At 61.5% G+C, this 20,527-nt stretch carries 14 protein-coding genes; 9 read left to right on the forward strand and 5 right to left on the reverse strand.

Annotated elements, in window-relative coordinates; genetic code table 11:
* Nucleotides 1–58: 58 nt before the first annotated feature.
* The gene (locus HU739_RS12420; RefSeq protein WP_186551123.1) at nt 59–1,375 is read left to right on the forward strand and encodes an MFS transporter; all 1,317 of its coding nucleotides are present in this window, start codon (nt 59–61) and stop codon (nt 1,373–1,375) included.
* A gap of 89 nt (nt 1,376–1,464) precedes the next feature.
* Here HU739_RS12420 and purT read toward each other — a convergent pair whose 3' ends face one another.
* From purT to HU739_RS12445, 5 genes are all read right to left on the reverse strand, one after another.
* The gene (purT, locus tag HU739_RS12425) at nt 1,465–2,646 is read right to left on the reverse strand and encodes a formate-dependent phosphoribosylglycinamide formyltransferase (protein ID WP_186551124.1); all 1,182 of its coding nucleotides are present in this window, start codon (nt 2,644–2,646) and stop codon (nt 1,465–1,467) included.
* A gap of 100 nt (nt 2,647–2,746) precedes the next feature.
* On the reverse strand, nt 2,747–3,214 hold the full coding sequence (locus HU739_RS12430) for a VUT family protein (protein ID WP_090281913.1): 468 nt from the start codon (nt 3,212–3,214) through the stop codon (nt 2,747–2,749).
* 155 nt (nt 3,215–3,369) lie between these two features.
* Nucleotides 3,370–3,585, reverse strand: coding sequence for a DUF1289 domain-containing protein (locus tag HU739_RS12435; RefSeq protein WP_186551125.1), 216 nt, complete (start codon nt 3,583–3,585; stop codon nt 3,370–3,372).
* Complete coding sequence (locus HU739_RS12440) at nt 3,582–4,106, reverse strand: gamma carbonic anhydrase family protein (protein ID WP_186551126.1); 525 nt, start codon at nt 4,104–4,106, stop codon at nt 3,582–3,584. Before HU739_RS12440 ends, HU739_RS12435 begins: the two co-directional genes overlap by 4 nt.
* A 46-nt stretch (nt 4,107–4,152) precedes the next feature.
* Nucleotides 4,153–4,752 (reverse strand): CoA pyrophosphatase, encoded by a 600-nt coding sequence (locus HU739_RS12445; RefSeq protein WP_186551127.1) that lies wholly within the window; start codon nt 4,750–4,752, stop codon nt 4,153–4,155.
* A 147-nt stretch (nt 4,753–4,899) separates the two neighbouring features.
* Between HU739_RS12445 and HU739_RS12450 the strand changes: the two genes are divergently transcribed.
* From HU739_RS12450 to HU739_RS12485, 8 genes are all read left to right on the forward strand, one after another.
* Nucleotides 4,900–5,451 (forward strand): NUDIX hydrolase, encoded by a 552-nt coding sequence (locus HU739_RS12450; RefSeq protein ID WP_186551128.1) that lies wholly within the window; start codon nt 4,900–4,902, stop codon nt 5,449–5,451.
* 93 nt (nt 5,452–5,544) lie between these two features.
* On the forward strand, nt 5,545–6,060 hold the full coding sequence (locus HU739_RS12455; RefSeq protein WP_186551129.1) for a L,D-transpeptidase family protein: 516 nt from the start codon (nt 5,545–5,547) through the stop codon (nt 6,058–6,060).
* Nucleotides 6,061–6,342: 282 nt separating this feature from the next.
* Nucleotides 6,343–7,074: a GntR family transcriptional regulator gene (locus HU739_RS12460; protein ID WP_186551130.1), complete on the forward strand. Its 732-nt coding sequence runs from the start codon at nt 6,343–6,345 to the stop codon at nt 7,072–7,074.
* A gap of 24 nt (nt 7,075–7,098) precedes the next feature.
* Entirely contained in the window at nt 7,099–8,205 is a 1,107-nt protein-coding gene (nagA, locus tag HU739_RS12465) for an N-acetylglucosamine-6-phosphate deacetylase (RefSeq protein ID WP_186551131.1), read from the forward strand.
* Complete coding sequence (locus HU739_RS12470) at nt 8,186–9,208, forward strand: SIS domain-containing protein (RefSeq protein ID WP_186551132.1); 1,023 nt, start codon at nt 8,186–8,188, stop codon at nt 9,206–9,208. The genes nagA and HU739_RS12470 overlap by 20 nt, the downstream gene beginning before the upstream one ends.
* A 34-nt stretch (nt 9,209–9,242) precedes the next feature.
* Nucleotides 9,243–11,756, forward strand: coding sequence for a phosphoenolpyruvate--protein phosphotransferase (ptsP, locus tag HU739_RS12475; protein ID WP_186551133.1), 2,514 nt, complete (start codon nt 9,243–9,245; stop codon nt 11,754–11,756).
* 34 nt (nt 11,757–11,790) lie between these two features.
* A complete protein-coding gene (gene nagE / locus HU739_RS12480; RefSeq protein ID WP_186551134.1) occupies nt 11,791–13,506 on the forward strand; it encodes an N-acetylglucosamine-specific PTS transporter subunit IIBC in 1,716 nt (571 codons plus the stop codon).
* Nucleotides 13,507–14,704: 1,198 nt separating this feature from the next.
* Nucleotides 14,705–20,434, forward strand: a complete 5,730-nt coding sequence (locus tag HU739_RS12485; protein WP_186551271.1) for a membrane-targeted effector domain-containing toxin — start codon at nt 14,705–14,707, stop codon at nt 20,432–20,434.
* Nucleotides 20,435–20,527: the final 93 nt, after the last annotated feature.

A 20,527-nucleotide genomic window follows, 5' to 3' on the forward strand; every position in this document is an offset into this window, starting at 1 on the left:
GGGTGTTCGACCATAATAATTCGCTCCAACGGAGCTCATGACTGTCAGGGATCACCGCATGACGACCCAAACCGCTTACAGCGAAACCGCGCCTGCCCAACCGACCAACTCCGCCACTCGCGTGGCGACGGCCAGCTTTATCGGCACCGCCATCGAGTTTTACGACTTCTATGTCTACGCCACCGCTGCGGCGCTGGTGATCGGGCCGGTGTTCTTTCCGCAGACGTCCGGGACAGCGCAAATGCTCTCGGCGTTTCTCACCTTTGGCATCGCTTTCCTTGCCCGCCCACTGGGTTCGGCGCTGTTCGGCCATTTCGGCGACCGCGTCGGCCGTAAATCGACGCTGGTCGCTTCGCTGCTGCTGATGGGCGTGTGTACAACCTTGATCGGCGTGCTCCCGGGCTACGACAGTATCGGTGCCTGGGCGCCGATTCTGCTCTGTGTACTACGTTTCGGTCAGGGCCTGGGCCTGGGTGGTGAATGGGGTGGCGCTGCGCTGCTGGCCACGGAAAACGCACCGAAAGGCAAACGCGCCTGGTTCGGCATGTTCCCGCAACTCGGGCCATCGATTGGTTTCCTTGCAGCCAACGGTCTGTTCCTGACCCTGGCAATGACTCTGGATGACGAACAGTTCCGCAGTTGGGGCTGGCGCATTCCGTTTCTGCTCAGCGCCGCGCTGGTAATGGTCGGCCTCTACGTGCGCCTCAAGCTTCACGAAACGCCAGTGTTCGCCAACGCCATCGCCCGTCAGGAGCGGGTGAAGGTGCCGCTGGTCGAGCTGTTCAGTCAGTACTGGGCACCAACCTTGCTGGGCGCAGCGGCAATGGTGGTCTGCTATGCGCTGTTCTACATCTCGACGGTGTTTTCCCTCAGCTACGGCGTGTCCACGCTGGGTTATAGCCGAGAAACGTTTCTCGGCCTGCTGTGCTTTGCGGTGCTGTTCATGGCAGCGGCCACGCCGTTGTCGGCTTGGGCTAGCGACCGTTATGGGCGCAAACCGGTGCTGATCATCGGTGGTGTACTGGCGATTCTTTCCGGGTTTCTGATGGAGCCGTTGCTGACTCAGGGTTCGACCTGGGGCGTGGCGCTGTTCCTGTGCATCGAATTGTTCTTGATGGGCGTGACGTTCGCGCCGATGGGAGCGCTGCTGCCTGAGCTGTTTCCGACCCATGTGCGTTACACCGGCGCGTCAGCGGCGTACAACCTGGGCGGGATCGTCGGCGCCTCGGCGGCACCGTTCTTTGCGCAGAAACTGGTGGCGATGGGCGGGTTGAGCTATGTCGGCGGGTATGTGTCGGCGGCGGCGGTGTTGAGTGTGATTGCGGTGTTGTGTTTGAAGGAGACCCGTGGCAATGACCTGAATCGGGTCGCTTGATAGACAGCTATCGCGAGCAGGCTCACTCCTACAGGGGAACGCATTCCAAATTGTAGGAGTGAGCCTGCTCGCGATGGGCGCGACTCGGTTTAGAGTTCTACAACAACCGCCTGAGACGCACGAGTCGCCTTGGCACGCGCGGCCTCGATCGATTCATCGCGCGCCAGCGCCACGCCCATGCGGCGCTGGCCGTTCACTTCTGGCTTGCCGAACAGGCGCAGCGCGGTATCCGGCTCGCTCAACGCGGCGCCCAGGTTGGCGAACGCGGTCTGGGTCGACTGCCCTTCCACCAGAATCACCGCCGACGCCGAAGGCCCGAACTGACGAATCAGCGGCACCGGCAAGCCCAGAATGGCCCGGGCGTGCAGGGCGAACTGCGACAGATCCTGAGAAATCAGCGTGACCAGGCCAGTGTCATGCGGACGCGGCGACACTTCGCTGAACCACACCTGATCGCCCTTGATGAACAACTCGACGCCAAACAGGCCACGACCACCCAGCGCCTCCGTCACCGCTTTGGCGACGCGCTCGGATTCAGCCAGGGCAATTGGACTCATGGCCTGCGGCTGCCAGGATTCCTGGTAATCGCCCTTCTCCTGACGGTGACCGACCGGAGCACAGAAGGTGGTGCCGCCGATGTGGCGCACGGTCAGCAGGGTGATTTCGTAATCGAAATCGATGAAGCCTTCGATGATCACCCGACCTTTGCCGGCACGACCGCCCTCTTGCGCGTAATCCCAGGCTTTCTGCACATCATCGGCGCTGCGCAGCAGGCTCTGGCCTTTGCCCGAGGAGCTCATCACCGGCTTGACCACACAAGGGAAACCCAGGTCCTGCACGGCTTTGCTGTAATCCTCGAAGGTGTCGGCAAAGTGGTACGGCGAGGTCGGCAGGTCCAGCTCTTCAGCGGCCAGACGACGGATGCCTCCGCGGTTCATGGTCAGCTGTGCAGCACGGGCCGTCGGGATCACGGTAAAGCCTTCGGCCTCCAGCTCAACCAGGGTGGCGGTGGCGATGGCTTCGATTTCCGGCACGATGAAGTGCGGCTTCTCGGCCTCGATCACCGCACGCAGGGCGGCGCCGTCGAGCATGTTGATCACGTGGCTGCGGTGGGCGACTTGCATGGCCGGCGCATTGGCGTAGCGATCGACGGCAATCACTTCAACGCCGAGGCGCTGCAATTCGATTACCACTTCCTTGCCCAACTCACCACAGCCACACAGCAATACGCGGGTCGCGGTTGGCGACAATGGAGTTCCGATACGGGTCATCTCAGGTCCTCAAAGAAGCGGATCATCGAGGAAAGCAACGCCAGACGCGCTTTCCGTGGGGAGAAAGCGCGGCATTTTACATGAACCCGAGGGTTTGGCTTCAGCTGGCGACAGCCTGTTTGCGCTCGCGCCAGGCCATGATCAGCCAGACGGCGGTGACGCCGGCAAACTTCGACGCCAGCGCGGTGATGATCACCGGCGGGGTCAGCAGGTCGATCATGCCGAAGAAAATGAACGTATCCAGCGGAATGCTCAACGCCGAACTGATCCACAAGCGGTCACGCAGCGGACGCTTGGTGATGCTGAACACCAGCCAGTCAATGCACTCGGAAACGGCGAACGCGGTGGCGCTGGCCAGGGCAATGGAAGGATCGGACGTCACGTAGGACAGCACCAGCGCCGCCAGCATCGCCACAATCGCACCATGACCGAAACGGGTTTGCACCATGTCGCGCAGCACAAACACCAACCCGCCCCACGCCGACCAGATGATGTCCAGGTGCGGCGCGGTGGAAAAAGCGAAGTTGATCAGCACGACGCTGCTGATGTAGGCGATGAGGAAAATCATGAAGGTGGCCTGTGAATGTGGCGCACAGGTTACTTCAGGCTGTGTTGTGAGCCAATAAGATGTAGTGAATGTACTGGCCTCTTCGCGGGCAAGCCCGCTCCCACATGAGATCTCATTCCAAATGTGGGAGCGGGCTTGCTCGCGAAAGCGGTGGTTCAGACGCCTGACTTCGCGGGAATCATCCAGACTAATCCACTCGCCTTCGCCCGCTCATGGCACAACCCCAGCACCACGCGGCGCTCATCATTGCTCATGCGGCCCCAACGGGTGATCTCTGCGACCGTGCGCTGGCACCCGGTGCAAACATCATCGTCGTCCAGCGCGCAAATATTCACACAGGGCGAGGCGACGGGACGTTCGACGGCAGTCATTCTTCCTGCTCAACCAGATCGCGGGCATAACGCTGCGAGTTATGCACATAGTGCGCGGCGCTGACTTCGAGCATGTTCTTTTGCGCCTCGGTCAGTTCCCGTACGACTTTTCCAGGCGAGCCCATCACCAGCGAACCGTCGGGAATTTCCTTGCCTTCGCCGATCAGCGAATTGGCGCCGATGATGCAGTTCCTGCCAATCTTCGCGCCGTTGAGAATCACCGCGTTGATACCGATCAGGCTGTAATCGCCAACGGTGCAGCCGTGCAGCATGGCGTTGTGGCCGATGGTCACGCCAGTGCCGATGGTCAATGGATAGCCCATGTCCGTGTGCATCACCGTGCCGTCCTGAACGTTGCTGTTTTTGCCAATCAGGATCAGTTCGTTGTCGCCGCGCAGCACGGCGTTGAACCAGACGTTGGCGCCTTCTTCCAGTCTGACCTTGCCGACCAGCACGGCATTGGGGGCGACCCAGCTCTGCGGGTGAGTCTCGACGCGGGCGTCGCCCAGGCGGTATTTCATGTTGTTTTCCTCGGGGCTTACGGTGTTCGGCCACTCGAACGGCGGCTCAGGTATTGAGAAAGCTCTTCGGCGGCTGGTGCAAGCTGATTTCAGCGTCATAGAGCAGATTGATCAACTCGACGATCATGATTGCCGTCAGCCCCCAGATTTTGTATTCGCCGTAGCGATAACTGGGCACGTACCAACTTCTGCCCTGATAGTCGATGCGATGGGTGTGCTCGCGGGGGTCCTTGCGGAAGAATTCCAGCGGCACGCTGAAGACTGCGGCAATTTCGGCATCGTTGGGCTGGTATTCGACGAAGTCGGGAATCACCCCGACGTACGGCGTGACCTTGATGCCGTGCAGGGAAATCAACGGGCTGAGCGGGCCGATGACTTCGACCAGTCCCGGCGGCAGGCCGATCTCTTCTTCGGCCTCGCGCAGGGCGGTAAAGATCAGATCCGGGTCTTCAGGGTCGCGGCGGCCACCGGGAAAGGCGACTTCGCCGCCATGGGTCGAAAGCCCGCTGGCACGCAGCGTCAGGACCAGTTCCGGCTCGTCACTGCGGGTGATCGGCACCAGAACGGCGGCTTCGGGGAAACGCGTGTCGGTCTCCAGCGTGCGCGGTGTGTGGTTGCTTACCCTATGCAGTAGCTCGTCCAGCATGAGTGTTCTCGATCGGGGCCTTACCCTGCATCATGCACCAATCGATGCGAGTGCCCAAGCCCCCGAAACCCGTCGTGTCGCGAAACGACAACTTGCCGACCGGCACCGCTGCACGCCAAGATAGGCGCAGCATTCAGGAACCTGAGCATGAAATTTTGCAGCCAATGCGGTAACCCGGTGACGCAGCGCATTCCCGAAGGCGATTCGCGGCTGCGATTTGTCTGCGACAGCTGTCAGACCATTCACTACCAGAACCCCAACATCGTCGCCGGGTGTGTGCCGACCTGGGGCAGCAAAGTGCTGCTCTGTCGTCGCGCCATCGAGCCGCGTTTGGGTTACTGGACGTTGCCGGCCGGTTTCATGGAAAACGGCGAGACCATCGAACAGGCCGCCATCCGCGAAACCGCTGAAGAAGCCTGCGCCCGGGTTCGCCACCTGAGTATCTACACGCTGATCGACGTGCCGCACATCAGCCAGGTGCATGTGTTCTTTCGCGCCGAGCTGGTCGATGTGGATTTTGCCGCTGGCCCCGAGAGCCTCGAAGTGCAACTGTTCGACGAAGCCGACATTCCCTGGGACGAGCTGGCGTTCCGCACGGTGGGGCGTACGCTGGAATGCTTCTTCGCGGATCGGCGCAACGAGGTTTATCCGGTGCGCTCGGAATCCATTCCGCCACTGGTCCAGCCGGCGATCACTTGATCTTTTCAAGGGGCGGCCGATAACCACAGCGCGTCTGCACAGCATCCGCGTCTATCAATCCTGTATCTGCTTCATTGCTGGGGAATCGTTTCAATGCGTTGGTTGCTTGCCCTGTTTTGCCTGTCGTTCGTTGCAGTCTCGCAAGCGTCATTCGTGACCACCGTGACGCCGTCGAATACCCCTCTCATCGAAAAGGTCCTGGTGCTCAAATCGGCGCACCAGTTGCAATTGATCGTCGACGGCAAGCCGCTCAAGACCTATCGCATCTCCTTGGGCAAGGGCGCGAAAAAAGGTCCGAAACTGATAGAAGGCGATAAACGCACCCCGGAAGGGTTCTATTGGATCGACTGGCGCAAGACCAGCGACAAATTCAATCTGTCGATGCACATTTCCTACCCCAACATCAGCGACTCGGCCCGCGCCCGGCGTGAAGGCGTCGAGCCCGGCGGGATGATCATGATTCATGGCACGCCGGATTCGGAAGAAACCCCTGAAGAGCTGTTCCACACACTGGACTGGACCGACGGCTGCGTCGCGATGCGTAACGTCGACATGCGCGAAGTGTGGAGCCTGGTGCCGGACGGCACGATGGTCGAAATTCGCCCTTAATCGCTGACCACTGGTCACCTGCAAAAAATAAATCAAAAGATCGCAGCCTGCGGCGGCTCCTACAGAGGTGATACCACTCTCAACTGTAGGAGCTGCCGCAGGCTGCGATCTTTTACTTTGTACAGGCCACCACTAATACCACTTAAAAATACGCCCCCTGAAAACCACCATTCCATTGGGTCAGGCACCCTTTCATCGCGTTGACATGGTATTGAAGTGGTATTAATTTCCGCCCCACAAGCGCGCCACAACAATCCTATACCCGCGCCGGAAATGACCGCCATGAACGACCTCCACGCCTTGCGCCCCGACGATTCCCAGCCGACGCCGTTGTACCTGCAACTGGCGCGCAATCTGGAAGCCGCGATCCATGCCGGGCAATGGAAAGCCGAACAGGCGATGCCGTCCGAGCGCAACCTCAGCGACCAGCTCGGCATTTCCCGGGTCACCGCGCGCAAAGCCCTGGAAGTCTTGCTCGATCAAGGTCTGATCCGCCGCCTGCAAGGTTCCGGCACTTTCATCACGCCCCGCCTGGAACAACCGCTGTCGCGCCTGTCCGGCTTCAGCGAAATGCTGCGCCTGAAAGGTTTCGTGCCGAGTTCGCACTGGCTGGAGCGGGAAATCACCCTGCCGACCCATGAAGAGCTGATCCGCCTCGGCCTGTCGCCGAACGACAAGGTCGCGCGCATGAAGCGCCTGCGCAAAGCCGACGACACGGTGATGGCCATCGAAATGAGCACGCTGCCCGCCTCGATCATGCCCAAGCCGCAAGCGGTGGGTGATTCGCTGTACGAATACCTCGACGGCATCGGCAAACCGATCGTGCGCGCCTTGCAGCATATCCAGGCGATCAACGCCTCGGACGAGTTCGCCGCACTGGTCGGTATTGCCCCAGGCACCGCCATGTTGCTGATGACCCGGGTCGGTTATCTGGAAGACAACACCCCTATCGAAGTCACCGACACCTACTGCCGCAACGATTACTACGACTTTGTTGCAGAGCTGCGACGTTAGGCGCGGCCACAAGCGAGAACGAAAATGTCCGAAGACAACATCCTCACCGCCAGCGGCTGGGTTCGCGGCCGGCTGATCCACGAACACGGCAGAGTCGTATCGATCGAAGGCGTGCCGTGCGATCCGGCCGATAACGATCTGCCCTATCTGCTGCCGGGCTTCATCGACCTGCACGTTCACGGCGGTGGCGGCAAAGACATCATGGAAGGCGCCAGCGCCTTCGAAACCATCAGCAAAACCCACGTACGTTTCGGCACCACGTCGCTGCTGGCCACCACCATGACCGCGCCGAGTGCCGAGATTTCCAGCGTCCTGAAAGAGGTAGGAGAATTCTGCAAACGGCGTCCCAAAGGCACCGCGCGAGTCCTCGGCGTACACCTCGAAGGCCCCTATATCAATCCTGGAAAACTCGGCGCGCAACCGAATTTCGCCCACACCGCATTGATGGCCGAAGTCGAAGCGTATCTGGCGCTGGCGCCGATCCGGGTAATTACCATCGCCCCGGAAATTGCCGGCCACGATGCGTTGATCCGGGAACTTAGCAGTCGCGGCATCCGCATGCAGATCGGCCACACCCTCGGCAGTTACGAGGAAGGCGTCGCCGCGCTGGCGGCCGGCGCGACCAGTTTCACCCACTTGTACAACGCCATGAGCCCACTGCATCACCGTGAGCCGGGCATCGTCGGCGCGGCCCTGGCCCACGCCAAATACGCCGAGCTGATTCCCGATCTGTTGCATGTGCACCCCGGCGCCATTCGTGTGGCCCTGCGTTCGATCCCCTGCCTGTATTGCGTCACCGATTCGACTGCTGCCGCCGGCATGCCCGATGGCGAATACAAGCTCGGCAGCCACACCGTGACCAAATGTCTGGGCGGCGTGCGTCTGCCCGACGGCACGCTGGCCGGCAGCACCCTGACCATGGATCAGGCCCTGCGCAATCTGGTGAAGATCGGTCTGCCGATCAACGAAGCCTCGCAGCGCCTGTCGCAATTTCCCGCCGACTACCTCGGCCTCAACGAACGCGGGCGCCTTGCACCGGGCGCCTGGGCCGACTGCGTGCGGCTCGATCGCGCACTGACACTGACCGCCGTGATGGTCGAAGGAGAAAACATTGACTTCAAAAATGCTTGAGGAGGCGCTGTCCTCATTCGAGGCCGTGCAAGCCCAGTTGCAACAGCTCGACGCGCCGATGATCGAGATCGCCGGACGCCTGCGCCGCCAGCCGCCGCAAGTGGCGATGACCGTCGCCCGGGGCAGTTCCGACCACGCCGCCAGCTACTTCGCTTACCTGACCATGCAGCACATGGGAGTGCCGGTGGCCTCGTTACCGATGTCGGTGGTGACCATGCAGCAAGCGCCGTTGAAGGTCAGCGGTCAGGTCGCCTTCGCTTTCTCGCAGTCGGGACAGAGTCCGGACCTGGTCAACAGCCTGCGTCTGTTGCGCAAGCGTGGCGCCCTCAGTGTGTCGATGGTCAACGCCGCCGACTCGCCACTGGAAGCCGCTTGCGAATTCAGCCTGCCGTTGCTCGCCGGGACTGAAAGCAGTGTCGCCGCGACCAAGAGTTTTATCGCCACCCTCAGCGCCAGCGCCCGTTTGATCGCGCACTGGAAAGAAGACAGCGAGTTGCTGCAAGCCCACGATGCGCTGCCCGAAGGTCTGCGTGACGCGGCCAAACAGGACTGGAGCGTGGCCATCGAAGCGCTGCGCGATTGCGAGCGTTTGATGGTCATCGGCCGTGGCGCCGGTTTCGCCATCGCTCAGGAAGCGGCATTGAAATTCAAGGAAACCTCGGCGATTCAGGCCGAAGCGTTCAGCAGCGCCGAGGTCCGTCACGGCCCGATGGCGCTGATCGACGAACACTATCCGCTGCTGGTGTTCGCCCCACGCGGTGCCGAGCAGGCCGGCCTGTTGAGTCTGGCCGCAGAGATGCGTCAACGCGGCGCCCGGGTATTGCTGGCTGCGCCGGACGACGTCAGCGAACGCGACTTGACCTTGTCCCGCGCCGAACACCCGGCCCTCGACCCGATCCTGGCGATCCAGAGTTTTTACGTGATGGCCGCCGGCCTGGCCGTGGCCCGTGGCATGGATCCGGATCAGCCGCGCCATTTGAGCAAAGTGACCCGCACGCATTAAGTCCGACTGACTGCACACCTGATGAGATCCAGCCATGCCCGATAACAATAAAGAGCTGACCCTCAGCGCCCCGCTCAGCGGCCCCGTGCTGACGCTCGCCAACGTCCCGGACGCGGTGTTCGCCAGTGGCGCGATGGGCGACGGCATCGCCATCGACCCGCTTAACGACACACTCTATTCGCCCTGCGCCGGCGTGGTCATTCACGTCGCGCGCAGCAGCCACGCGGTGACCGTGCGTGCCGACAATGGCGCGGAAATCCTCCTGCACCTGGGCCTCGACACCGTTGAACTGAACGGCGAAGGTTTCGCCATGCTGGTCAAGGAGAGCGATCGCGTCAGCCTCGGTCAGCCATTGTTGCGCTATGACCTCGACAAGGTTGGCCAGCACTGCAAAAGCCTGGTCAGCCTGTTGATTCTGACCAACAGCGCGGATTTTCAGGTGCGGCCGATCACGCTCAAAGCGGTGAAGGTCGGCGAACCGTTGCTGCACGTCATCGCACGCAACACTGTGGCGGCGAACACTGAAGGAGCCGGTGGGCCTGAAGCTAGCGGCCAAGTACGGGTGGCTCATCGTGGCGGTCTGCATGCGCGGCCTGCTGCGCTGATCCGGCAAACGGCGCAGGGCTTCAATAGCCAGTCAGAGCTGCACTTCAACGGCAAATCGGCGCCGTGCAACAGCCTGATCGGTTTGATGGGGCTGGCCATTGGCGAGCAGGATGAAGTGCAGGTCAGTTGTCAGGGGCCGGAGGCCAATGCCGCGCTGCAAGCTTTGCTCAGCGCATTGGCGACGGCGTTGCCGGACGATCATCACGCGCAAGCACCGGTCAGTACTGCGCCGCTGAAACGCCCGGTCGAGGCTGGCGTGTTGCATGGCGTCTGCGCGGCGCCGGGGCTGGTCGCCGGGCCGTTGTTTCGTTTGAACGCAATGACCTTGCCGACAGATGCGGGCAATCACGATCCAGCGCAACAGCAACAGATTTTCGAAGCGGCATTGAACGCGGTGCGCAGCGAAATCGCCGCCACCCTTGCCCAGGCGAAAAAGCACAAGAACGCCGACGAGGAAGCCATCTTCGCCGCGCACATGGCGCTGCTTGAAGACCCGGCCCTGCTCGACGCAGCGCAGCAGTTCATCGCGCAAGGCACGGCGGCGACCCACGCCTGGAGTCAGTCGATCGACGCCCAGTGCGACATGCTCCAGGGCACCGGCAGCGCGCTGTTGGCCGAGCGCGCCAACGACTTGCGTGATCTCAAGCAACGCGTGCTCCGCGCCCTGCTCGGCGAGGCCTGGCAATACGAAGTACCGGCCGGCGCCATCGTCGCCGCCCTCGAACTGACGCCATCGGATCTGCTGCAACTCAGCGCCCAAGGTGTCGCCGGATTGTGCATGGCCGAGGGCGGCGCGACCTCGCACGTAGCGATTCTGGCGCGTGGCAAAGGTCTGCCGTGTCTGGTTGCCTTGGGTGCAGAGTTGCTTGATCAGCCGCAAGGCCAGGCAGTGGTGCTCGACGCTGACGGTGGTCGTCTCGAACTGGCGCCGAACGCCGAACGCCTGGCCGAAGTGCAGCAAGCGCAAACCGAGCGCCAGCGGCGCCGCGAAAGCCAACAAGCCAAAGCCCATCTGCCCGCCGAAACTCGCAATGGCGTGCACATCGAAGTAGTCGCCAATGTCGCCTCAAGCAGCGAAGCGGCAGATGCCTTTGCCAACGGTGCCGATGGCGTCGGGCTGCTGCGCACCGAATTTCTGTTCGTCGATCGCCAGACTGCGCCAGATGTCGAAGAACAGCGTGCGGCCTATCAAGCCGTATTGGACGCGATGGGCGAGCACTCGGTAATCATCCGCACCATCGACGTCGGCGGCGACAAACAACTCGACTACCTGCCGCTGCCCGCCGAGGCCAACCCGGTGCTCGGTCTGCGCGGTATTCGTCTGGCCCAGGCCCGCCCGGAAATCCTCGATCAGCAATTGCGCGCGCTGTTGCAAGTCAAACCGCTGCACCGCTGTCGGATCCTGTTGCCGATGGTCACCGAAGTCGACGAACTGCTACACATTCGCCAGCGCGTCGATCAGTTGTGCCTGGAAATGGGTATCACGCAACGCCCCGAGATCGGCGTGATGATCGAAGTCCCCGCCGCAGCACTGCAAGCCGAACAACTGGCCGAACACGCCGACTTTCTCTCGATCGGCACCAACGACCTGTCGCAATACACCCTAGCCATGGACCGCGATCATGCCGGTCTGGCCGCGCGCGTCGATGCCTTGCACCCGGCGCTGCTGCGCCTGATCGCCATGACCTGCGAAGGCGCGGCGGTGCATAAGCGCTGGGTCGGTGTGTGTGGCGCCCTCGCCTCTGACCCGCTGGCGACGCCAGTGCTGATCGGTCTGGGCGTCAGCGAACTGTCGGTGAGCCCGGTGCAGATCGGTGAAATCAAGGATCGCGTACGTCAGTTGCACCAGGCCGAATGTCAGCGCCTGAGCCGCGACCTGCTGAAATTGAGCAGCGCCGCCGCCGTGCGTCACGCCTGTCACCAGTATTGGCCGCTGCCCTAACAACAAGCTCTGTCCAAAGAGCAGGAGAACCACCATGTACCAACTCTTCATTGAAGGCCTGCAACGCCTGGGTCGCGCACTGATGCTGCCAATCGCGATCCTGCCGATTGCCGGTCTGCTGCTGCGCCTGGGCGACACCGACCTGCTGAACATCGCGATCATCCACGACGCCGGCCAGGTGATCTTCGCCAACTTGGCGATGATCTTTGCCATCGGTATCGCCGTCGGGTTCGCCAAGGACAACAACGGCACGGCAGGCCTGGCCGGGGTGATCGGTTATCTGGTGATGATCTCCACCCTCAAAGTGCTCGACTCGACCATCAACATGGGCATGCTTGCCGGCATCGTCAGCGGACTGATGGCCGGCGCGCTGTACAACCGCTTCAAGGACATCAAGTTGCCGGAGTATCTGGCGTTTTTCGGCGGACGGCGTTTCGTGCCGATCGTCACCGGGTTTGCAGCGGTCGGCCTGGGCGTGGTGTTCGGCTACATCTGGCCGCCGATCCAGCACGGTATTAATGCCTTCGGCACGCTGATGATGGAAAGCGGCAGCATCGGTGCCTTCGTGTTCGGCGTGTTCAACCGCCTGCTGATCGTCACCGGCCTGCACCACATCCTCAACAACATGGCGTGGTTCGTCTTCGGCAACTTCACCGACCCGACCACCGGCGCGCTGGTGACCGGCGACCTTTCGCGTTACTTCGCCGGCGACCCGAAGGGCGGCCAGTTCATGACCGGCATGTTCCCGATGATGATCTTCGGTCTGCCTGCCGCGTGCCTGGCGATGTACCGCAACGCCCTGCCGGAGCGCCGCAAAGTCATGGGCGGAATATTTCTGTCGATGGCATTGACCTCGTTTCTCACCGGCGTGACCGAACCGATCGAATTCGCCTTTATGTTCCTCGCGCCGCTGCTGTATCTGCTGCATGCGCTGCTGACCGGTCTGTCGATGGCGATCACCAACGGCCTGAACATTCACCTGGGCTTCACCTTCTCCGGCGGCTTCATCGATATGATTCTGGGCTGGGGCAAGTCCACCAACGGTTGGCTGGTGGTCCCGGTGGGCCTTGCCTACGCCGTGATCTATTACTGCGTTTTTGACTTCTGTATTCGCCGCTTCAATCTGAAGACGCCCGGGCGTGAAGATATCGCGACAGCCGAGAAAGCCGTGCTTTCACAAAACCAACGCGCCGGCGCCTACATCCAGGCCTTGGGCGGCGCCGAGAACCTGCTGACCGTGGGCGCCTGCACCACGCGGTTGCGGCTGGAAATGGTGGATCGCAACAAGGCGTCGGATGCCGAACTCAAAGCGTTGGGCGCGATGGCCGTGGTGCGTCCGGGCAAAGGTGGCAGCCTGCAAGTGGTGGTCGGGCCGCTGGCCGACAGCATCGCCGACGAAATACGCCTGGCCATGCCGGCGCTCGGCCGTGCGTTGGTGCGTGAACCCGTGGCGGTGGCCGATGAGCCGAAGGCAATTTCGGTCACCGACGCCGAGGCACAGCAATGGCTCGACGCGTTGGGCGGTGGCGACAACGTGCTGCAACTCGATTGCATTGCAATGACACGGATCCGCTTGCAACTGGCCGACGGCAAGGCGCTGTCCGAGGCGCAGCTGAAGGCGCTGGGCTGTCAGGGTGTCAGCCCGCTGGACGGTGGGGTGTGGCATTTGCTGGTGGGCGAGAAGGCGGCGGGTTTAAGCGGGGCAATGCTGGGGTTGGTGCGTCGTAATGAGGTGCCGGCGAAGGCTTGATCAACTGCAAACCCGGCGAGGCCGGGTTTGTTTGATCGATGGACAGCTCCGACAGTTGGGATTGGGTGAATCTGACGGAAATGAGGCGGCTGGTCGGACGCCTTCGCGAGCAGGCTCACTCCTACAGTGGGGTTGCGGTGGGTCAGGAGGATATGGGTCGGCTGGCAGGCCGCCTTCGCTGGCAAGCCAGCTCCCACAGTTGGGATTGGGTGAATCTGATGGATATGAGGTGGCTGGTTGGCCGTCATCGCGAGCAGGCTCACTCCTACAGTGGGATTGTGGTGGGTCAGGAGGATATGGGTCGGCTGGCAGGCCGCCTTCGCTGGCAAGCCAGCTCCCACAGTTGGGATTGGGTGAATCTGATGGATATGAGGTGGCTGGTCGGAGGCCTTCGCGAGCAGGCTCGCTCCCACAATGGGATTGTGGTGGGTCAGGAGGATATGGGTCGGCTGGCAGGCCGCCTTCGCTGGCAAGCCAGCTCCCACAGTTGGGATTGGGTGAATCCGATGGATATGAGGTGGCTGGTCGGAGGCCTTCGCGAGCAGGCTCACTCCTACAGTGGGATTGTGGCGGGTCAGGAGGATATGGGTCGGCTGGCAGGCCGCCTTCGCTGGCAAGCCAGCTCCCATAGCAAAAGCAAGCCGCTCTGGCTTCTGACCACTCAACACGATGAGCGTTAGCTCAAGTACCGCCTTTGCTTCTCACCACTCAACACAATGAGCGTTAGCTCGAGTAACGCTCTTGATCTTGATGCACGGCGCCCGTCGGAAGGCTGAGCGGAGGGATTGATCCGGGGGTGGGAGCGCAGCGACCGTACGACGAAGTCGTACACAGCGGAAGGAGGTGCAGCGAAGCAAACCGGAAACGCTGCGCCCGGATCGATCCCGCAGCGAAGGCACCCCGAGCCTAGGCGAGGGGCCGCACGTCAGGGTAAAAGGCCTTTGGTTACTTTGGGCCCCCAAAGTGACCCGCCGTCAGGGCGGAACCCTAAGCCGCCATCACCCAAAAAACGAATATCCCCCCAATCCGCCAGCGCCAGGCCGGCTGTCAGGCCGCCTTCGCAAGCAGGAGCTCGCTCCCCCCCAGTGAAGGGCACTACGCGAAAACCAGCGATCCCCCGCAATACATATCTACCACCAAAGCCGCCACCCCCCTCGCCATGCTGAAGGCTCTTCCCACCAGCCTGGAGACCGTGTCCATGAGCACACCCAACAGCCCACCCTCACCGGCAGAAACCAAAAGCGACCTCAACCAGATCGGACAAAACCTGTTCAGGATCGACACCCCACTGCTCGAAGAACAACCGCCGACCGCCGAACAGCGCTACCTCAAGCGCCTCGACGAGCAGCTCAAGGACTACCGCGAACGCTACCTGCAACGTAGCCGTCCGCTGTACCAGAAACTGGCCAACAGCGACCTGCACAGCGAAGAAGGCAAGAAGCTGCTCGCGACACTGAAAATCCGCCTCAACACGCAACTGATCAACCTGGACCTGAACGAGCGCATCGAGGGCAAGCCGGCGAAAACCTACCTGATCTACGAGGCCGGGTTTACCGCTCTGGAACAGGAGGCCCGCCAGGCCGTCAAGGATCGGCTGCTGCACCCGCAAGTCGGCGCGCTCCTGGAAAAAACCGCGCTGGCGCCGATGCTGCGTCCGGCCATGTACGCCTTACAGTTCAGCTATCAGGCAAACACCGTCGAACTGGCCGGAGCCTTTGTCATCACCGAAAGGGATCACCCCAGGGTCAGCGACTTGCTGTCCGACCAGAGCGTCGGGTATGCGGTGTTGTTCACCCCGGCCAGAGGTATTGAGTTCTTCGACTCTCTGGCCGACCTTGATGCTCACCTGCTCAAGTGTGTGAAGCACGCCACAGCCGAAGACGAATTCATGCGAATGCTGCCCTCGCGTTTCCATGGAGTGGGCGTCGCCGGAATCTGGCCGCTGCAGCTGTCGTTGATCGACAGTGAACCACTGTTCGAACATACCTATGATGCGCTGATCGATAAACGCACGCAGGATGTCGAACGCGCCTTGAGCCTGATCGACAACCCGCAACATGACGCCGCCCGGCTGTGCGCAGCGCTCGACCGGGCCATCGCCGACGTACTGCCGGACCTCACGCCGCGCCTCGAACTACGCGCGCAAACCTTGTTTGAACGCCACCTTTATTACAGCGCACCGAATTGGTATCGCAGCGCCAGCGAACCCCACCGAACCGAACTGGCGCAGCATCTGCACAACTACAGCCAGGCGCGTCACGATCTGTTGCAACTGATGGGGGCGGCGACCAGTCCACCAACGCTGGCACGCTACCAATGGCTGGAGCGGCTCAGCGATGACCTGGAGATCGACGACCTTGATCCCGACCACTTACAGATCAATACCCGTCGCTATCTCGCCGGGTACGGCGTGTATGAGCACCAACGCAGCCTGACCGATCTGGCCCTGCTCGGCCCGCATACGGGGGATGAGTCGGCGGGTTCGGATTTTCTGCTCAAGACCACCCTCACGTACAACAACGCGCCGCTGCCTGAAGAATACGCAGACGTGACGCCGGCATGGCTGATCCGGCAAGCACTGAGCCTGCAACCACGAATCGACTTTTCCAACGTGCAAAAACAAATGCACGCGTTGCCCGCCGTCAGCCAGGCCATCGAGCATATGTTCGATCAGCGCATTGTCGCGCTGGCCTACACGGCGTGGCTGCAAGGCCATTTGCTCGCAAGTGACTGGCAATTGATTCAGGACTTGCGCGCCGGCAATGCGTCACACCTGCAAGCCGCGCTTTTGTCGCTGCACGGTGCGCAACTCCAGGACCTCTGGGTCCTGCGCCAGATCGATGCCTCCGGCGCCCTCAAGCGCGTACTGCTGTGTACTCCGCAAGCCCCGCGAGAGCAGCAGTTTCAGGCGTTTGCCAGCGAGCTGGAGTGTCAGACCCATCTGCTCGGGTGGGCTGCTCACAATGACGCCGCCGACAGCATGAAAGCCTATCTGGTCAACCGCACGCCGCTGCGTTTTCGCCAGAACATGCAGAAAATTCTCGCGGCGCTGGGCTTCAAGCCTGAGGCGATGGAACACAAGGAAGTCAAATTCATCAATATCGGCACTCACCGCGATTGCCTCAGGGCTATGACCCGGCACTTGCTGGCTACGCGGGTTGACGACTATGACTTTGGCACCCCGCTGTGGTACCGCTCGACCTCGGCCAGCAACCGCAAAAAGCTCACCACGCTGACCGAAGAGGCCGAGTGTGTCCTTCGTGCATTCGATAAGCACCCTTCTTCGGGCAGCGGTTTTCAAGGCTTTGACGCCTATGTCCACGAACAGGCGAAAATCAGCCTCAACCGTCTGCTGAATCGTCCCGCCAACGACGTCGATCCGGATAGCGTGCGGGTACACGCTCAGACCTCGGTCGTGCCGTCACAGACACCGGCGCCGCTGACCTACACACGGTTGTTTCGTGACGGCTATCCAGATGATTTCGGCCTGATCGATCCGAAAATTTCGCAGTCGGCGCGTTTCACCGGCCCGCCGGGGATTGATGTGAGTGCACTGACCCCGCAAAACGTCGCGCGCTCGGTCACCGGCGTTTGGATCGGCCAACGTTATACCGACAAGGTCAAGGCCGAGCTGCAAAGCGCTGCAAGCGTGGGCTACGGATTGCGACGCAACACCACGCTGGCGATTACCCAGCGCCAGATGAAGCGCGCCGCTCTTGAATGCCAGTTGCAAGGACACATCGCCAGTGCGGACCTGCAATGGCTCGAACAGAGTATCGACAGCCTGGGCGATACGACGCCAGCGACACGCACTCGCTACGCCCTGCATCGCCTGATGATCGACGGCGAATGGGTCATCGACACCTGGCTGTTCAGCCACGACAAGAACCCGGTTCTGCTCTACACCCCGCAAGCACCGGACGGAGTCAGCTTTCGCGAAGCCAGGCTGTTCAATTACCTGCTCAAAGAGCAGCCTGGATTCGGCGGATACCTCGCAGGACGGGTTGGGGTGCAAGCGCAAAGCCGGGTTCGCACGTTCCTCGACAGCGCTCGCAAAGGCTTGCCTGACACGCTGAACAGAACCACTCCCAGCCCTGCGCGTTACGACTCGACCCGCTCGGTCGCGCCGGTCAGTGACATGCGCTACGCCCTTTACGACATGAAATTGCAGCGCAAGATCGACGATGTTCACGCTACCACCACCAGTCGTGCGCAGATGATCGGCGGGCTGATCTGGACCTGCGTCGAATGGGTCACGGCGATTGCCACCGCGCCCTTTCCGCTGCTGAGCCTGACCACCGGCGTGCTGCTGGCCTTCAAAGACGCCATGCTCGCCCTGCACGCCTACCGACAGGGTGACAACGCCATGGCGTTGCAGCATTTGCTTGGTTACCTGTTCAACAGTGCCGGCGCGCTGCTGACCGACCTGCGCCCGGCGCTGCGTTCGCTCAAACAGGTGGTGCGCTTGCCACGCCTGCGGGTCGCCGCAGCCACCCCCGAAGAGGCATTGAAACTGATCGAACCGCTGGAAGCGGTTTCCACGCTGCCGACGGACATACAACCGGTGGTCTTCCGTGGACAGACCTTTTGGGCTGCGACAGATCCGGACTCACTCGGCCGCTTTCTGTTGCATCGCCTCGACCCTGACACCGGCACACTGCGCTCGACCGGCATGCTGGTATCGCCCAATGCCGACGGGGTCATGGTGCGCAGCGGTGTGGCTGGCGGCGCGCCGAAGTATGAAGCCGTTTCGGACACGCCTGGGCTGCACAAGGAATTCGGCATACCGCCGCAATACCGCGATCGCCTTGAAAGCGCCATGAATCCAGAAACGCGCAAGGAGGTCATCGCTCGCAGCAAGGACTTTAGGAGCCACCCCGACACGATTGTCGGCGCCGCGGTGATGGATCTTCATGAGACGCGCAAGGCCCACCTGCTACAGGCCGAAAAACTGACCGCCGCCGCCACCCGGCATTGGGACACGCTGGCGCCACTGTCGGCCCGGGCCCCGGTTCCTGCTGTCTCTGCCGACACGACCTTTGCACAACTGATCGCCAGCGAAGCCTTCAGCGGCAAGAGCCTGGTGATCGGTGCCCGCCCCGGCTCCATTGCCAGCAAGCAAGCGCTGATCACGAACATTGACGCGCTGATCGAAAGAGGCTTCAAGCGCCTTTATCTGGAATACCTGCCGGACGATGTCTTTCATCTCAAGCTGGAAAAACTGAATAAGGGAGGCACCTGGCAGCACATCAAAGAACATTTGAAGGCCATCGACCGCGCATTGGGGTACCCGCCCAAAGCCCCGTTTTCTTTCGTGGCGCTTGTGCGCGAGGCGCGCAAAAAGGGTCTGAAGATCAAGGCACTGGATGCCTCCACCTCCTACCAGCTGGACGATGTGTTGAAACTTGAAGATGCTTCGCCGCTGACGCCACGAGGCAATAACATCCGCAACTTCTATTCGCACAAGGCCATTGCCGCCGACATCGCCGATGCTCCGGACGAGCGCTGGGTCGTCCTGACCGATGAGTCGCGAATGGTCACGCACAACGCCACGCCGGGCCTGGCCGACCTGCATGACGCCGTCGCCTTGCGCATCGAGGATGTCGCTCTGGGTCAACCGGCGAGCATCAAGGTCGATACCGCCGGCGCGATCACCGGCGACGCAGCGACCAAAGGCGATTACCACATGACGCTGCCCACCGCGTACAAAGCGCCGAGGACACCGGCAAAAACCGTCGCTGCCTCCGGCTCCGGTAGCGGGCATTTCGATGAGTTCGACATTGCATCGGTGCACCACGAACAGCTGCATGAAATGCATTACCAGCCACGCGGACTGGACCCGCGGTACGGGCACGTCGTAAAAGCCAAGTCCGACGCGGCCGAAGCGTTTATCGACATGCGCACAAAACTGCTCGAGAAGGCAGAGAGTCATTTCACCCATTACACCCCACCCGCTCGAGCGACACTGCCGACGCTCACTACGGACGCCACAGCGGATTCGTTATTCAAGCAAGTGGCCGACGGTGACTTTGCCGGCCTGGTGCTCGGCGAAGCCCATTCGGCGCAATCGAGCAAGGCGCTGCTGATCAAGCAGCTGGAAAAACACAAAGGCCGCTACAAAACGCTGTATGTGGAACATTTGCAGACCGATTTGCATCAAGCTGACCTGGACGATTTCTGTGCCGGCAAGACCATGTCCGCCCATTTGCGCCGATACCTGAGCAGTCAGGACGAAGGGCACATGCGGTTCTACAAAGGCACGACAGACAATTACACCAGCGTCATTGAAAAAGCGGCCAAATATGGCTATCGCATCAGAGCGCTTGATTGCGTCGCCAGCTATCACATGAAGGCGCTCTCCGACCCGCGCGTACAGCGCAACCGCATGTTCAGCTATTTTGCCTCCAGAGTGATCGAAGCCGACCAACTGGCCAACGGGCCGCACAAGTGGATCGCCTTCGTCGGCAGCGCCCACACTGGTTACAACCTGGGGGTACCGGGCCTGGCGGATATGCTCGGTGCCGTCAGCCTGCACGTGCACGACACGACGCCCGCGCTCGCTCAACGCCTTCAGCGCGGTTACTGGGAGGTCGCCACCGAAAGCATGCCCACTGCCACTCGCGCAATACGCAGTGATTTCAAAATGGAGGTCGGCATCCCCGGCAAGCGGCTCGACCCAGCCCCCGCAGCTGTACAACGCGAACGCTTGACCGAGCAAGGGCAATTCATCATCGAGCGCCCGAATACTCGGGAAACCCGCCTCGTTCATCGATCTCGCACCGGTGAAACCGTCGAGACGCCGATCCAGGTGGACGACAAAGGTCTGTTTTTCATTGATTACCGGGATAGAGCGCTGGACCGTTTCAAAACCCTCGAAGAGCTCATCATGATGCTACGGAGCGAGTTCAATCTCAGGCCGGTGACCTGAGTCGACGATCTTGCGCCGGGCTGCCGCGGTTGGTAGCCCATCGCAGGCAACAAAAAACCCGCTGAAATCACTTTCAGCGGGTTTTCTGTTTCA

Origin of the sequence: Pseudomonas hamedanensis, from assembly GCF_014268595.2 — a bacterium.
Classification (GTDB): domain Bacteria; phylum Pseudomonadota; class Gammaproteobacteria; order Pseudomonadales; family Pseudomonadaceae; genus Aquipseudomonas; species Aquipseudomonas hamedanensis.

Bases quoted from the DNA above. Each gene is read 5' to 3' on its own strand.
- HU739_RS12420 (WP_186551123.1), top strand. From the start codon at position 59: ATGACGACCCAAACCGCTTACAGCGAAACCGCGCCTGCCCAACCGACC.
- nagE (WP_186551134.1), top strand. From the start codon at position 11,791: ATGTACCAACTCTTCATTGAAGGCCTGCAACGCCTGGGTCGCGCACTG.
- HU739_RS12430 (WP_090281913.1), bottom strand. From the start codon at position 3,214: ATGATTTTCCTCATCGCCTACATCAGCAGCGTCGTGCTGATCAACTTC.
- nagA (WP_186551131.1), top strand. From the start codon at position 7,099: ATGTCCGAAGACAACATCCTCACCGCCAGCGGCTGGGTTCGCGGCCGG.
- purT (WP_186551124.1), bottom strand. From the start codon at position 2,646: ATGACCCGTATCGGAACTCCATTGTCGCCAACCGCGACCCGCGTATTG.
- HU739_RS12485 (WP_186551271.1), top strand. From the start codon at position 14,705: ATGAGCACACCCAACAGCCCACCCTCACCGGCAGAAACCAAAAGCGAC.
- HU739_RS12460 (WP_186551130.1), top strand. From the start codon at position 6,343: ATGAACGACCTCCACGCCTTGCGCCCCGACGATTCCCAGCCGACGCCG.
- HU739_RS12450 (WP_186551128.1), top strand. From the start codon at position 4,900: ATGAAATTTTGCAGCCAATGCGGTAACCCGGTGACGCAGCGCATTCCC.
- HU739_RS12440 (WP_186551126.1), bottom strand. From the start codon at position 4,106: ATGAAATACCGCCTGGGCGACGCCCGCGTCGAGACTCACCCGCAGAGC.
- HU739_RS12455 (WP_186551129.1), top strand. From the start codon at position 5,545: ATGCGTTGGTTGCTTGCCCTGTTTTGCCTGTCGTTCGTTGCAGTCTCG.
- HU739_RS12445 (WP_186551127.1), bottom strand. From the start codon at position 4,752: ATGCTGGACGAGCTACTGCATAGGGTAAGCAACCACACACCGCGCACG.
- HU739_RS12435 (WP_186551125.1), bottom strand. From the start codon at position 3,585: ATGACTGCCGTCGAACGTCCCGTCGCCTCGCCCTGTGTGAATATTTGC.
- ptsP (WP_186551133.1), top strand. From the start codon at position 9,243: ATGCCCGATAACAATAAAGAGCTGACCCTCAGCGCCCCGCTCAGCGGC.